Annotated in this window: 12 protein-coding genes; 4 read left to right on the top strand and 8 right to left on the bottom strand. The window is 72.4% G+C overall.

Translation table 11 applies throughout. From position 1 onward, the window contains the following. Nucleotides 1-70: 70 nt before the first annotated feature. The 3 genes from ACIHAA_RS06285 to clpS form a co-directional block, all read right to left on the bottom strand. A complete protein-coding gene (locus ACIHAA_RS06285) occupies nt 71-1,522 on the bottom strand; it encodes an amino acid permease (RefSeq protein WP_399813808.1) in 1,452 nt (483 codons plus the stop codon). Between the two features lie 347 nt (nt 1,523-1,869). Further along, nucleotides 1,870-2,475, bottom strand: a complete 606-nt coding sequence (locus ACIHAA_RS06280) for a DUF2017 domain-containing protein (protein ID WP_399813806.1) — start codon at nt 2,473-2,475, stop codon at nt 1,870-1,872. Between the two features lie 35 nt (nt 2,476-2,510). After that, entirely contained in the window at nt 2,511-2,828 is a 318-nt protein-coding gene (clpS, locus tag ACIHAA_RS06275) for an ATP-dependent Clp protease adapter ClpS (RefSeq protein ID WP_399813804.1), read from the bottom strand. Between the two features lie 170 nt (nt 2,829-2,998). Between clpS and ACIHAA_RS06270 the strand changes: the two genes are divergently transcribed. Together ACIHAA_RS06270 and ACIHAA_RS06265 are read left to right on the top strand one after the other, a co-directional pair. After that, the gene (locus ACIHAA_RS06270; RefSeq protein ID WP_399813802.1) at nt 2,999-4,327 is read left to right on the top strand and encodes a nicotinate phosphoribosyltransferase; all 1,329 of its coding nucleotides are present in this window, start codon (nt 2,999-3,001) and stop codon (nt 4,325-4,327) included. Between the two features lie 284 nt (nt 4,328-4,611). Further along, nucleotides 4,612-5,196: a nicotinamidase gene (locus ACIHAA_RS06265; protein ID WP_399813800.1), complete on the top strand. Its 585-nt coding sequence runs from the start codon at nt 4,612-4,614 to the stop codon at nt 5,194-5,196. A 19-nt stretch (nt 5,197-5,215) separates the two neighbouring features. On the opposite strand, the gene ACIHAA_RS06260 is transcribed toward ACIHAA_RS06265, so the two are convergent. Together ACIHAA_RS06260 and ACIHAA_RS06255 are read right to left on the bottom strand one after the other, a co-directional pair. Next, the gene (locus ACIHAA_RS06260) at nt 5,216-5,548 is read right to left on the bottom strand and encodes a hypothetical protein (RefSeq protein ID WP_399813798.1); all 333 of its coding nucleotides are present in this window, start codon (nt 5,546-5,548) and stop codon (nt 5,216-5,218) included. A 169-nt stretch (nt 5,549-5,717) separates the two neighbouring features. After that, a complete protein-coding gene (locus ACIHAA_RS06255) occupies nt 5,718-8,045 on the bottom strand; it encodes an immune inhibitor A domain-containing protein (RefSeq protein ID WP_399813796.1) in 2,328 nt (775 codons plus the stop codon). Nucleotides 8,046-8,577: 532 nt separating this feature from the next. On the opposite strand from ACIHAA_RS06255, the gene ACIHAA_RS06250 reads away from it, so the two are divergent. Further along, nucleotides 8,578-8,865: a hypothetical protein gene (locus tag ACIHAA_RS06250; protein WP_399813795.1), complete on the top strand. Its 288-nt coding sequence runs from the start codon at nt 8,578-8,580 to the stop codon at nt 8,863-8,865. Between the two features lie 73 nt (nt 8,866-8,938). Here ACIHAA_RS06250 and ACIHAA_RS06245 read toward each other — a convergent pair whose 3' ends face one another. The 3 genes from ACIHAA_RS06245 to ACIHAA_RS06235 form a co-directional block, all read right to left on the bottom strand. Then, nucleotides 8,939-9,769 (bottom strand): RDD family protein, encoded by an 831-nt coding sequence (locus tag ACIHAA_RS06245; protein ID WP_399813794.1) that lies wholly within the window; start codon nt 9,767-9,769, stop codon nt 8,939-8,941. 54 nt (nt 9,770-9,823) lie between these two features. Beyond that, nucleotides 9,824-11,344 carry an RDD family protein gene (locus ACIHAA_RS06240; RefSeq protein ID WP_399813793.1) on the bottom strand — a complete coding sequence of 507 codons (1,521 nt, stop codon included), beginning with the start codon at nt 11,342-11,344 and terminating at the stop codon, nt 9,824-9,826. Nucleotides 11,345-11,588: 244 nt separating this feature from the next. Continuing rightward, nucleotides 11,589-12,995: an FAD-binding oxidoreductase gene (locus ACIHAA_RS06235; RefSeq protein WP_399813792.1), complete on the bottom strand. Its 1,407-nt coding sequence runs from the start codon at nt 12,993-12,995 to the stop codon at nt 11,589-11,591. Nucleotides 12,996-13,141: 146 nt separating this feature from the next. Between ACIHAA_RS06235 and ACIHAA_RS06230 the strand changes: the two genes are divergently transcribed. Further along, on the top strand, nt 13,142-14,575 hold the full coding sequence (locus tag ACIHAA_RS06230) for a tetratricopeptide repeat protein (RefSeq protein ID WP_399813791.1): 1,434 nt from the start codon (nt 13,142-13,144) through the stop codon (nt 14,573-14,575). The last annotated feature ends 139 nt before the right edge of the window (nt 14,576-14,714 follow it).

Genomic DNA, 14,714 nt, shown 5'->3' with positions numbered 1-14,714 from the left:
GGGGAAAGCCGAGCGGGCCGCCGCGTACCGGGAGGTGGTACGCGGCGGCCCGCGGAGTGGGAGGCGGGGCTCAGCCGACGCGCTCGGGCTCCGGCTCGCGGCGCTGGGTGACCTCCGGGTTGCGGGCCTTCAGCACGGCCCAGCCGATACCGAGGGCGATCGCCCAGCCCGCCATGACGTAGAGGCAGGTGCGGGAGTCCTGGTCATAGGCGATCAGGCCGGTGACGAAGAGCAGGAACACGATGGCGATCCAGCTGCACACCGCGCCGCCCGGCGCCGGGAAGGAGGAGGCGGGCAGCCGGCCCGCCACCACCGCGCGGCGGTAGCGGACATGGCTGATCAGGATCATCAGCCAGGTCCAGATGCCGGCCGCGGTGGCCACCGAGGTGACGTAGCCGAAGGCCTTCTCCGGGACGATGTAGTTGAGGATCACGCCGATGCACATGAAGGCGACGGAGACCGTGATGCCGATCGCCGGGGTCTTGGTGCCCGAGAGCCTGCTGAAGACCTTGGGGGCCTCGCCGTTGTCCGCGAGGGTGCGCAGCATCCGGCCCGTGGAGTACATGCCGGAGTTGCATGACGACAGGGCCGCGGTGAGCACCACGAAGTTGACGATTCCGGCGCCGGCCGGGATGCCGATGACCGCGAAGGCCTTCACGAAGGGGCTGACGCCCGCCGCGAACTCGGTCCACTTCACCACGCACAGGATCACGGTGAGGGCGCCGATGTAGAAGAGCGCGATACGCCAGGGCAGGGTGTTGATGGCCTTGGGGAGGGTCTTCTCCGGGTTCTCGGACTCGCCCGCCGTCACACCGACCAGCTCGACCGCGAGGTAGGCGAACATGACGCCCTGGAGGGTCATCAAGGAGGAGCCGACGCCCTTGGGGAAGAAGCCGTCGAACTGCCAGAGGTTGGAGACCGAGGCGGTGTCACCGGCCGCGCTGAAGCCGAAGGTCAGCACGCCGAGGCCGATCACGATCATGCCGATCAGGGCGGTGACCTTGACCATCGAGAACCAGAACTCGATCTCGCCGAACAGCTTCACCGAGATCAGGTTGGCGACGAACAGCACCACCAGGAAGACCAGGGCGGTCACCCAGCGTGGGATCGAGGGGGCCCAGTAGTCGACGTAGATCGCGGCGGCCGTCAGCTCGGCCATGCCGGTCACCACCCACATCAGCCAGTACGTCCAGCCGGTGAAGTAGCCGAAGAACGGGCCGAGGAACTCGCGGGAGTACTCCGCGAAGGAACCCGAGACGGGGCGGTAGAGGAGCAGCTCACCGAGCGCCCGCATGATGAAGAAGATGATGACGCCCGCGAGGGCGTACATGAGGATGAGGCTGGGTCCGGCCTTGGCGATGTTCGCCCCGGCCCCCAGGAACAGGCCGACGCCGATGGCGCCGCCGATGGCGATCATCTGGACCTGGCGGCTGCCGAGCCCGCGCTCGTACCCCTCTTCGGGGGCGTCGCCGCCCACGGCCTCACTGCCGTCGTACTGCTTTCCGACCTGCGATGAGGTCATGTGGTGCGCCTTTCTCCACGCCGAGCCGAGCCAGTCCCTTGGCCTCGGATCGGGTTCCGATCCCCCCGGATTGAAATGGAGTTGTGCCTGGCCGGCGATCTGCCGGCTCGGTGGCGCACCCGAGCGGACATGGGTGGTGTCCCTCGGGCGGTCGTGAAGATTTATCACGGCCGCAACATTGATCGGTGGTGTGACATGTGACGCACCGCACTGGAAGAACCGGACAAAAGTCCGTGAGGTCAGGCAAATACGGCCGCAACGGTGATGCGATCGTTATGCGGATCTGAGCGTCCTCTGAGCGGACACCCGCGGACGGCCGGGCGCGGCGCGCGCCGGGGCCTCCCGCCTCAGGTCAGCAGGGTGCCGACCAGGGTCTCCTGGAGGCCGCCGAGCCACAGATAGGCCATCACCATCGGCTTGCGCGGATCGTCGTCCGGCAACCCGTAGAGCTGGTCGGTGTCGTCCTCGTCAAGGATGTCGAGGCGGGAACCGATCGCCAGACGCAGGTCGTTGAGGGCGACGAGCCACTGCTCGGAGTCCTCGCGGGTCAGCTTCAGGACCCCGCCCTCGCCGCTCACGGAGGTCAGGCCGTCCAGCGAGCGGATCACCGCGAGGGCGCTCTCCCGCTTGCGCGCCCGCAGGTCGTTCTCGGTGAAGCGGCGGAACTCCGCGGAGTACGCGCGCCGCTCCTCGGCCTCCTCGGGCGTGCGGCACTCGCCGCCGGGGCCGCCGTAGGCGTCGGGGAAGAGGCGGCGCAGCACCGGGTCGGAGGGCGGTTCGCTCGGGCCCTCCGCGAAGAGTTCGGCGAGCGGGTCGTCGGGGGCGTCCTCGGCCGGGCCGGGCCCGATGAGCTCCAGCAGCTGAACGGCCAGCGACCGGATGATGGAGATCTCGACGTCGTCGAGCGCGACGGCCGCGCCGCCGCCGGGGAGCGGTTCGAAGTGTCCTGGCATGGGGTCTTTTCGCTGCTTGACGGGTCTGCGGTCGGCTACTTGCGGTCCTGCTGGAGGGTGGCCCACAGACCGTAGCCGTGCATGGCCTGGACGTCGCGCTCCATCTCCTCGCGCGTCCCGCTGGAGACCACCGCCCGGCCCTTGTGGTGGACGTCGAGCATGAGCTTGGTGGCCTTGTCCTTGGGGTAGCCGAAGTACGACTGGAAGACGTAGGTCACATAGCTCATGAGGTTGACCGGGTCGTTGTGGACGATCGTCACCCAGGGGACGTCCGGTTCCGGTACGGCGAACTCTTCCTCCGCCGACTCGGTCTTCTCGATCTCAAGGGGTGCGGGAGCCGTCACACGGCCCATGCTGCCATCCCAGGGGGGTGCTCGCACAAACGGACACCCATACCACCGGCATAAATCGTCAGACTGACGAAATGGGAGTACGATCGGCCGTCGTGCCACCCCGGGGAGGGCCCCGGGCCACCGGGCAACGGCCCGTGGGTACCGGCGAAGTGATGTACGAGGAGAGTTTGGTGGGCGTAGCGGACCTTGGGCTGCCGGTGGACGTGCCCTCGACGGCGCTCTTCACCGACCACTACGAACTGACGATGGTGCAGGCCGCCCTCGCGGCGGGGACCGCCGACCGGCGCTCGGTCTTCGAGGTCTTCACCCGCCGCCTGCCCGAGGGCCGCCGCTACGGCGTGGTGGCCGGCACCGGGCGGGTGCTGGACGCGGTGGAGAACTTCCGTTTCGACGCGGGTGTCCTCGGGTTTCTGCGGGAGCGCGGCATCGTCGACGAGGAGACGCTCCAGTGGCTGGCCGGATACCGCTTCGGCGGTGACATCTGGGGCTACCAGGAGGGCGAGGTGTACTTCCCGGGCTCGCCGGTGATGCGGGTCGAGGGCTCCTTCGCCGAGTGCGTGCTCCTGGAGACCGTGATCCTGTCGATCCTCAACCACGACTCCGCGGTGGCCGCCGCGGCCTCCCGGATGTCCTCCGCCGCCGACGGGCGGCCGCTGATCGAGATGGGCGCCCGCCGCACCCATGAGCTGGCCGCGGTGGCCGCCGCCCGGGCCGCCTACGTCGGCGGCTTCACCACCACCTCGGACCTGGCGGCCGGTTTCCGGTACGGGATTCCCACGGTGGGGACGTCCGCGCACGCCTTCACGCTGCTGCACGACAGCGAGCGGGACGCCTTCCGGGCCCAGGTGGACTCGCTGGGCCGGGGCACCACCCTGCTGGTGGACACCTACGACGTCGCCGAGGCGGTGCGGCTGGCCGTGGAGATCGCGGGGCCCGAACTGGGCGCCGTCCGGATCGACTCCGGTGATCTGCTGCTGGTCGCGCACCGGGTGCGGCAGCAGCTCGACGAACTGGGCGCGACCGATACGAAGATCGTCGTGACCTCGGACCTGGACGAGTACGCGATCGCCTCGCTGCGGGCCGCCCCGGTGGACGCCTACGGGGTGGGCACCCAGGTGGTGACGGGCTCCGGGCACCCCACCTGTTCGATGGTCTACAAGCTCGTCGCCCGGGCCGAGTCGGCGGACCCCGGGGCAGCGCTGACGCCGGTCGCGAAGAAGTCGAGCGGCGGCAAGACCTCCGTCGGCGGCCGCAAGTGGGCGGCGCGGCGGGCCGACGAGCACGGGGTGGCGGAGGCCGAGGTCATCGGCACCGGACCGGTGCCGGACGACCTGGCGGACCGGCAGCTGCTGGTCGAGCTGGTCAAGGGCGGTCAGATCGTCGCCCGGGAGCCGCTGGACGTCGTCCGCGACCGGCATGCGGCCGCGCGCGCCCGGCTGCCGCTGTCGGCGACCCAGCTGTCCCGCGGGGAACCGGTGATTCCGACCGAGTACAGGTGACTGCGTCACCGCGTACAGATGACCGCGTCACCGGGGACGGGTGATGACGTAACCGGATACAGGTGACCGCGTACGGGTGAGGCCGCCCGGCGCGCCGGGCGCACCAGAACCCGGTTGCGGGGCCGGGCGGCCGACGGGAATGCGACGGCGGCGCACCCACGCACCCGGCCGGCCCTCCCGTGCCCCCTCCCGTCCGTCCCGTGAAGTGTCTAGGCTCGGTAGTTCGTACAGAAGGCCGGGCCCCTCCCCCTGTCGTACCGCTGCCGACCCTAAGGACACCGACCATGCGCCGCGCCTTGATCGTCGTAGACGTGCAGAACGACTTCTGTGAAGGCGGCAGCCTCGCGGTGTCCGGGGGTGCCGATGTGGCCGCCGCGATCACCGAGCTGATCGGACAGGCCCCGGCCGGGTACCGCCATGTGGTCGCCACCCGCGACTGCCACATCGCGCCGGGCGGTCACTTCGACGACAACCCCGACTATGTGCGCACCTGGCCCGCACACGCCGTGGCCGGTACCGAGGGCGTCGGCTTCCACCCGAACTTCGCCCCGGCGGTCGCCTCCGGCGCGGTCGACGCCGTCTTCGACAAGGGCGCCTACTCGGGGGCGTACAGCGGCTTCGAGGGGGTCGACGAGAACGGGCACGCGCTGGCCGACTGGCTGCGGACCCGGGAGGTCGACGAGGTGGACGTGGTGGGCATCGCCACGGACCACTGTGTGCGTGCCACCGCCCTGGACGCCGTGCGCCACGGCTTCCGCACCCAGGTGCTGCTCGACCTGACCGCCGGAGTGATGGAGGAGACCACGGAGCGGGCGCTGGAGGAGATGCGGGAGGCCGGGGTGGAGCTGTCCGGCAAGCCGGTGGTGTAGCCCCGCCCCGCCCCGGGGCTCACGCCTGCGCGGTGGACTGCCGCAGCAGGGCCCTGATCGGGTGCCACAGCTCCTGCGACAGTTCCTGGCCCGCGCTGTCCGGCGCCGTGCGCCATATCAGGCCGTCGGGGTGGTGCAGGACCGCGGTGATCTCGTCGGGGGTCGGCGGGGCCGCGTTGCCGCGCAGATAGACCGCACGCAGGCCCAGATTGCGCAGCCGGGTCAGCGCCCGGGCCCGGTTCTGGGCGAGCACGAGGACACGGACGGAGCCGCCCGCCGAACCCGGGCTGGGCAGGTGCAGCGCCACCACCACGCTGCCGCTCGGCAACTTGCAGAAACCTCCTGCGGCCATGCTTGATCACACCCCCGTGAGACCTGATGTCAATAAGAGAGCCACAGGACGCACCTAAACACGATCGGCCGCGACCCGCCAGAGGGTCACGACCGATCATGCTTTGACCTGCGGAAACGTCACTCAGCCTGTGAGCCGTTCCACTCCGGGGAAGATCGTCCGGATCCGGTCAGCGGGACGGCTGCACCGCCACCGTCAGTACGCTGCCGCTCTTGGTCTGGTGCAGCAGCCGGATCTTCGTACGGGTGTCGGGGACCTTCACACTCGCGTACGGGGTCGCGGCGTCGTAGTACGTGCCCCGGTGGTCGTCGAACACCGACACGCCCCGCTGGCTCTTGATCCTGGTGGCCACGCCGTTGGTGTGCAGCGTGACCGGGTCCGTGCGCTCCAGGGTGAAGGTGGAGTCGAAACCCTGCATGCGCGGGCGCAGATAGGTGCCGTCCGCCCACTTCAGCGGCTTGGCGTGGGCGTCGACGGGCAGGATCAGACCCTGGCCGGGGTGCTCGCTGACGTTGTTGTCCGCCTGCGAGGTGTCCCAGTACCAGATCAGCAGGCCGTTCTGGTACGGGTAGTGCTCCACCCAGCCCGGCCTGGTGTTCGCGAAGCCGAAGTTGTACGGGCCGCTCTTCAGCGTCTTGTCGTACGAGACGTACTGGCGGTTCTCGGCGATGTAGTACTGCGCGTACTGGTCGCTGTAGGAGGCGCCCTTGACCGAGAAGCCGTTCACCGCCCAGTCGCCGGTGCCGTTCTCGGCGCCGTCCGTGAAGACGGCGGAGCCGTCGGCGGTGATGGCGATGTCGTCCGCCGCGAAGCCCTTCTTGGCCACACCGGTGTCGGTGGCGTAGCGGAAGCGCAGCTTGATCTTCTGGCCGGCGTAGGCGTCCAGCGGGTAGACCAGGTCGGCGTAGCCGTCGCGGCTGCCGGTGAGCGCGGGGTGGCCGCTGGCGTCCCGCGGGACGGCGGCGCCGTTCACCGTGCCGTCCACCGGCTTCCAGGTGGTGCCGCCGTCGGCCGAGACCTCCGTGTACAGGAAGTCGTAGTCCTGCTCGATGTCGTAGTAGCCCTTGAGGGAGAGGGCGGCCGAGCGCTTACCGGTGAGGTCGACATCGCGGGTCAGGGTGTTGTTGAGGCCGTTGCCGCTGCCGCTCCACCACTGGTAGGAGCCGCTGGCCGGGGTGACCAGCTGGGTGGTGACGGTCTTCTTCGGCAGGGTGACCAGCACGGCCTGCGGGTCCTTGGTGTTGAACTCCGTGTACCCGATCTTCGTCCGCGAGGTGGCGCGGGAGGAGACCGTCCGGTAGTTCAGCCAGCCCAGCTGGAGCTTGTCCCAGGCGGTGAAGTCGCCGGGGGTGTCGCCGATGCTGTCCTTGCCCGCGCCGAGCCAGGAGCCGGAGGACATCAGGTCCCAGAAGCCGGTGGAGTTGTCGGCGTTGCCGGTGGTGTCGTAGTTGTCGGGCAGACCGAGGTCGTGGCCGTACTCATGGGCGAAGACGCCGAGTCCGCCGTTCTCCGGCTGGATGGTGTAGTCGCCGACCCACACACCGGTGCCGCCGATCTGGGTGCCGCCGAGCTTGTTGGTGGCCGGTCCGGTCTTGCCCGCGTCCGTGCCGTAGGCGTACCAGCGGTGGGCCCAGATCGCGTCCTCGCCCTGGGCGCCGCCGCCCGCGGACTCGTCCTCGCCCGCGTGCACGATCTGGAAGTGGTCGATGTAGCCGTCGGGCTCGTTGAAGTTGCCGTCGCCGTCGTAGTCGTTGCGGTCCCACTGGTCGTACTGGGCGACCTCGGACTTGATCTGCGCGTCGGTCGCGCCCGCGGCCTTGCGCTGGGCGACCCACTGGGTGAGGGCGTCGCTGACCAGGTTCCACACGCAGGTGGGGCACTTGTTGGTGCCGTACCGGGCCTCGTTGTAGTCGACCTTGACCCAGTCCTGGACCGTGCCGTCGACCGAGTAGCGGCCGGAGGACGCCTTCTCGTAGAACTGCTTGAGCGAGTTCTTCTTCGGGTCCTTGGAGAAGTAGAGGTCCTGGAAGTGCTGCCGGTTGTAGTCCGGCTGCCAGGCGGTGCTGTTGTCCTTGGCGCGGTCCGGCGCGGCGATCTGGTTGTGCTGGGGGCCCGCGGTGCCGCCGTACTGCGAGGTCTTGGTGCCGAACTCCACGAGGATCGTGAAGATCTTGTCGGTGCGTTCGCGGGCGAGTTCGACGTACTTGCCGCTGCCGAGCTTCACCACCTTCGAGGCGCCGCGGTCGGTGACCGCCGCCTTTCCGGATATGACCCGGTCGAGCGCCTCTTCGCGCTGGGCCTCGCGGGTCCTGGTCAGGGGCCCGTCGAGGTTGTGCTCCCTGCCCGCGGTCTGCTGCGGGTCGTGGCGGACGACGGGGGCCGCGGAGGCCTTCCCGCCGTCCTGGGCCACGGCAGCGGAGGCCGACAGGGTGGCGGTGGCCGCCGCGAGCGCGACCACGGCCGCGCCCGTTCTGAACGTCCAGGGTCTACTGGTCACTTGAGGTCCTCCCCGACGCGCCCGGACACGCGGAAGGGGGTCCTGGTCATAGGAGAGGTCCGCGCGAGGTACGCGTGCGTCAAGTGACGACATTTGACCGGAGGTTTAAGAGAAAAGACAGACCTTGACTTGGACAGGTCAATTGCATTAAGAGAAGCAGATGTTCGCCATGCGAACGTCTTACCAACGGTTCACGGACGTAAGACGCACGGCTCGCGGACCGCACGGCCGTCCGCCAACCGGCGCGCACCGCCGTCCGGTCGGCGGACGTATGACTCCGTGCGCCCCCCATGCTTCGACACCGTGGGTCAGGTCACGCTTACCGCCCGTTCCCCTCGGGCATGCAGGCGAATAGGGTCGACGGGCGGATCGTCGGAACGGCAAGGGACCGCCCTGCCGACACCGTTGTCACCCCGTGATTCCCGGCTACGCCCCAACTGCCCCGCCTCCGCCCGCAGTCATCCGCAGCTGTCCGCCGCTCCCCCATTCGCGAGAGGCACCCGGGGGAGGACCCCACCCCCGAGGAATGGCCATGCCTCGTCCGAACGCCGCACAGCTCGCCTACGGTTCCTGCACCGTGATCATCTCGACGCTCGCCATGCTGCTGCTGTCCCAGGCGAGTTCGGGCGTGGGGATCACCGTGATCGCCCTGGCGGCCCTCGCCCTCGGTCTCCTCGTCGCGGTGACGGTCCCGCTGCCGAGGTCCGCCTCGGCCGCCGCACGGTCCGGGGCCCGGGAGCCCGTAGCGGCCGGGCGGCCCACGGCGTCCGTCGGATCGGCGGCAGCCGCCGGGTCCGCACACGAGCCGGCGAACCCCTGAAACGGCTCGGCGGGCCCTCTCCTCGGGCCCGCCGGTTCCTCAACCCGCCACCACGCCGGTCACCCGCGGCGGCTCATCCCGTGCTGACCTCCACGGTCTTGGCCGCCTTGTCATGCAGCCCCTGCTTGTAGGGCCGGTCGAAGAAGCTCCAGCCGCCGCAGATCGCGGTCCAGACGCAGGCGCAGCAGAACGCGAACGGCAGCCACAGGACGGCCGCGCGGACCAGCGCGGTCTGCACGGAGGGGGTGGAGCCGTCGTGCAGATTGGCCACCCGCATGTTCAGCAGCCGCTTGCCGACGGTCTGGCCGGAGCGGGAGATCATCACGGTGTCGTACGCGATGTAGAGCACCGCGGCGATCACCGACTGCCCCACGGACTTGCCGTACTCGATCCGGCCCGTCTCCACGTTGTACTCGGTGGTGTGGAAGAGCCAGGAGAGCAGCCAGACCACCACCCCGACGAGGATCATGTCGAGGATCCGGGCGAGCACGCGTCTGCCGCTGTCGGCCAGCGGGGGCATCCCGGCGAGGGGATCCGCACCGCCGTAGGGACCGCCGCCGTAGGGACCGCCGCCGTACGGGCCGTAGGGGCCCGCGCTGTAGGGGCCGCCCTCTCCGTAGGGACCGCCGCCGGGCGGGGGTGTGCCGTAGGGGCCGCCGGGGGGTGGCGGTGTGCCGTACGGGGGCTCGCCGGGGGGCGGGGGTGCGCCGCCGGGCGGGGGCTCACCGCCGGGGGGCGGTGAGCCGTAGGGCGGGGGTTCACCGCCGGGCGGGGGGCCGCCGCCGTGCTGCGGGCCCCAGTGGGGCCCGGAGCCGCCGCCCGCGGAGGACGGGGGCTCCTTCTTCCTGAACGGGTCGTCCTCCGGAGAGTCCCCGGAGCCGGGGGGCGGCGGTTCGGTGCTCATGGCCCGAGTCGACCGCGAACCCCGCCGCTCCGCATCCGTAGAGGTCCGTCCGGGTCAGCCCGCCACGAAGGTGTGCGCCGCCTTGTCGTGCCAGCACTGGCGCCAGGGGCGGTCGAACACGCACCACAGAACGCCCACGACACCGACGCCGAGCACGCCCGGAAGGCTGTAGACCAGCCAGCGGCGCAGGGCCGGGCCGAAGGCCGGGGGCTCATGGCCCTCGATGTCCCGCACCTCGAGACCGCACAGCTTCTTGCCGAGGGTGCGGCCCCAGCGGACGGTGGGCAGGACCTCGTAGAGCACACCGAAGCCCACCAGCACCGCGAGCACGATCGCCAGATAGACCGAGGTCGTGCCGTCGAGCAGCCAGACCGTCACGGTCCGGCCGGACAGCCGGGCCGCGTCGATCTTGCCGTTGATGTGGTCGATCGCCTTGCCGGTCAGCGGCACCGCGGCCACACCGGTGACCGCCGTCAGGACCAGGGTGTCGAGCAGCCGGGCGGCCAGCCGCTTGGCGAGGCCCGCGGGCCGGGCCGCCGCCTGCGCCCGGGCGGCCGCCAGGAACGGGTCCTCCACCACCGGCTTCCAGGGCGCGGGCGGCTGGTCCCCGCCGGTCTCCGCGCTCGCCAGCAGATGCACCTGCTGCGCCCAGGAGGGCTGGCCGCCGCCGGGTCCCGAGGTCAGGGGGGTGCCGGGCCCCGCGGACTGCTGCGGCAGACCCGTCGCGGGCTGCTGCCCGGGGCCCATGGGCGACTGCTGCCCAGGACCCGTCGGGGGCTGCGGGGCGGCCGGGGTCGCGGCGGGCCCCGGTGCAGCGGGCGGCTGTGTCCCAGGGGTGGCGGCGTGCGGCGGGGCGGGCTGGGACGACCCCAGGCCCAGCGCCTGCCGGGCCTGGGCCTGGGCGGCCGGAGCGGGGGCGCCGTGCGCGTTCGGCGCCTGGGCAGCCGGAGTGTGGGGCGCGGGGGCGGCACCCCGCGCGGCCTGGGCGGGAACGGCGGGCTGTGCCGGGGCGGCACCGGGTGCCTCCGGGCGCACGCCCTGCTCCCCCGCACGCGGGGAGAGCGAACGGAACGCCATGGTGCTCTCGGAGGGGGCTGGTCCCCCAGTGCTCCCGGGCCCTTCGGCGGACGCGGCCGGACCGGACGCGGCGGGCGGGACGACGGCGGTGCCGTCGGGGGTGCCCGCGCCCGGCTGCCGCGGATCGGGGCTCTCGGGCGCGCCCCAGGAGACCCGGCGGTCCTGGTCGCCGCCGAACCCGGCCTGCCGGGTGCGGTCGGCGCCCCAGGCCGGGGCGTCCGCCGGACGGCCGCCGTGCAGGTCCGCGGGCGGGCCCGCCGGAGCGGGTCCATCGGCCGGGTCCTCGTCGAAGAAGTGGGGTCCCGTCTCCTCCACGGCGGGTCCCGCGGGGCCCGCGCCGGACGGGGGCGGCGGGGCGCCGTCGGTGGGCGCCGGGCGGCTGGTGCCGGGCACCCAGGCGGCCCCGTTCCAGTACCGGACGTATCCGGGAATGGACGGATCCGGGTAGTACCCTTCGCGGGGCCTGTCGTCGCCGGGTGCCGGGGTGGGGGCGGTCATGTCCGTCGTCCCGTATCTGCTCGGGGGGTTGTGTGGGCGTCCACAGCTCTGTGTGGGCATCCACATCTATCAGAAGCGGGCAGGGGGTACGGCCCCTCCGCCCCTACCCACCCCTTTCCGGGCGATAGCGCGCACGCCCTTCACATACCCGGAACGCGCACCGAAAGGAAGTTCTCCTAAACGTGCGTTCGTTCGCATCACCGGTCTCCGCCGCGGCGGCCATGTGACCCGCGGCGGCCCCCGGTCAGAAGACCTTGCCCGGGTTCAGGATGCCCAGGGGGTCGAAGGCCTGCTTGATCGAGCGGTGCAACTCCACGCCCACCGGGCCGATCTCGCGTGCCAGCCACTCCTTCTTCAGCACCCCCACACCGTGCTCACCGGTGATGGTTCCGCCGAGTTCCAGGCCGAGTTGCATGATCTCGTCGAAGGACTCGCGGGCGCGGCGCGCCTCGTCCGGGTCCTGGGCGTCGAAGCAGACGGTCGGGTGGGTGTTGCCGTCGCCCGCGTGGGCGCAGACCCCGATGGTGAGGCCGTACTTCCCGGCGATCCGCTCGACCCCTTCGAGCATGTCGCCGAGCCGGGAGCGGGGGACGCACACGTCGTCGATCATCGTGGTGCCCTTGACGGCCTCCAGCGCGGTGAGCGACAACCGGCGCGCCTGGAGCAGGAGTTCGGACTCGGCCGCGTCCTCGGCCGGGACGACCCCGGTGGCGCCCGCGGCCTCGCACAGCGCGCCGACCGCGGCGAGGTCCGCCGCCGGGTCCGGGGTGTCGAAGGCGGCGAGCAGCAGCGCCTCGGTGGTCTCCGGCAGGCCCATCCGCGCCATGTCGTTGACCGCCCGGACGGTCGTCCTGTCCATCAGTTCGAGCAGGGACGGCACATGGCCGCCCGCCATGATCCGGCACACCGCGTCGCAGGCCTCGGCCGCCGACGCGAACTCGGCCGCCAGCACCAGCTGTTGCGGGGGCTTCGGCTTCAGCGCGAGGACCGCGCGGACGACGACACCGAGCGACCCCTCGGAGCCGACGAAGAGCCGGGTGAGGTCGTATCCGGCGACCCCCTTGGCGGTACGGCGGCCGGTGGACAGCAGGCGCCCGTCGGCGAGGACTACATCGAGGCCGAGGACGTACTCGGCCGTCACCCCGTACTTGACGCAGCACAGGCCGCCGGAGGCGGTGCCGATGTTGCCGCCGATCGTGCACATCTCCCAGCTGGAGGGGTCGGGCGGATAGGTCAGGCCGTGCTCGTGCACCGCCCGGGCGAGCGTGGCGTTGACGACGCCGGGCTCCACGACGGCGATGCGGTCGACCGGATTGACCTCCAGGATCCGGTCCATCTTCGTGAGCGAGAGCACGATGCAGCCCTCGGAGGCGTTCGCCCCGCCCGACAGGCCGGTGCGGGCACCCTGCGGGACGACGGGGATCCGCAGCTCGGTGGCGGTGCGCAGGATGTGCTGGACCTGCTCGACGGTGCGCGGCAGCACGACCACGGCAGGGGTTCCGGCGGCGCAGAAGCTCGCCATGTCGTTCGCGTAGGAGGCCGTGATGTCGGGGTCGGCCAGCACGGCCTCCGCGGGCAGGCCCTCCCGGAGGCGGTCGAGGAGGCCGCCGGTGAGGTCGTCGCGCGGGGCTTCGATACGGCTCATGATCACAGCGTCGCACCCGGGGGCGGCCAGGGGAACCCCGCGGGCGCGGGCGGCGGAGAGCGGGCGGGCGGCGGGCCCATCGGTGTGAAACCGCTCGGCGCGGGGCCCCGGCTGTCGCGGTGTGATCCTCGTACGGGCGCATGGTGTCCGGCATGGAGATCGAACAGCAGGACGTACGCCGCTCCCGTCGCTCCCCCGCGCTCCGCACGGCGCTCGTCGGCACGGTGGCCGGATGTGCCGTCCTCGGCGGCACGACGGCGGCGGTGCTGCTGACCGGGCAGGAGCGCACGGTGCCCGCACCGGCCGCGGTGGCGCGGGCCCGGACCGCCGTCGCGGCCGGGGTTCCGGCCGCGCTGCCCGAGCTGACGGCACTCGTCGCCGACCGGGAGGCCCGGCTGCGGAACCGGCCGCGCGACGGCCGGGCCTGGGCCGTGCTCGGGGCCGCGTATGTGGCGGAGGGCGCCCGCACGGCCGACACCCGCAGCTTCCCCCGGGCGGAGGAGGCGCTGCGGGCCTCGCTGCGGGTGAGCGGGTGGCAGAACAGCGAGGCGCTGGCCGGGCTGGCCGCGCTGGCCAACGCGCGCGGGGACCACCGGGCGGCGAGGCGGTGGGGCGAGCGGGCCGTGCGGTCGGCGCCGGGGGTGTGGACGATGTATCCGCCGCTGGTGGAGGCGTACGAGGGGCTCGGCAGGGAACCGGCCGCGCGCCTGGCCCTGGACCGGCTGCTCGCGCTGAACCGGGGGCCCGCGGCGATGGCGCTGGCCGCGCGGGTCTACGGCGAGCAGGGGCGGTTCGAGGACGCGGCGGCGCTGCTGGCGGACGCGGCGGCGCGGGCGGCGGGCCCCGCGGAGCAGGCCGCGTATGCGGAGGAGGCGGGTGAACTGGCGTGGGCGCAGGGCGATCCCGTAACGGCGCTGCGGTATGCCGAGGGGGCGCTGCGGCTCGATCCCGAGCGGTGCACGGCGCTGGCCGGGCGGGGGCGCGCGCTGGCCGCGCTGGGCCGGGCGGAGGAGGCGGTGGAGTCGTACCGGAAGGCGCTCGCGCTCCATCCGGCGCCGGGCATCGCGCTGGAACTGGGTGAGCTCTACGAGTCGCTGGGCCGGGCGAAGGAGGCGGGGCGGACCTACGCCCTGACGCGGGAGTGGGTGCGCCGGGACCGGGCGGACGGGGTGCACGGAGCGCTGGTGCGGGGGCTGCTGGAGGCGGACCACGGGGATCCGCGCCGGGCGGTGCGGGTGCTGCGGCGGGAGTGGCGGCGGCAGCCGGGCGCCCGGGCGGCGGACGCGCTGGGCTGGGCGCTGCACCGGGCCGGGGAGGACGAGGAGGCGCTGCGGTTCGCCGTCCGGGCCACGGATCCGGCGCACGGGGACAGGACGCGGGCCGCGCTGTTCGCGTACCACCGCGGGGAGATCGAGCGTTCCCTCGGCCGGACCGGGCCCGCCCGGCGCCATCTGGCGGAGGCGCTGCGCATCAACCCGTACTTCTCCCCGCTGCTGGCCCGGGCGGCGCGGAGCGCGCTGGGGGAGCTGGGCGACCCGCCGGTGGACGAGGGGCCGGACGACGTGGCCGCGTCGCCGAGGCCGTGACCGCTCCGGGGAGCCGCCCGGAGTGCGGGCGCGGGGGGGGGGGGGGGGGCGGGCCCCCGCGGGGGGGGGGCCCCGGTTGCCCCGCGGGCGGGGGGGCGGCCCGCCCCCCCCAAACGCGCGGGTTGGTTGGCGCGTGCGG

It is taken from the genome of Streptomyces sp. NPDC052040, assembly GCF_044548405.1.
Lineage (GTDB): Bacteria > Actinomycetota > Actinomycetes > Streptomycetales > Streptomycetaceae > Streptomyces.
The sequence above is the reverse complement of the archived record's forward strand: the minus strand, read 5'-3'. Positions and strand labels throughout refer to the sequence as shown.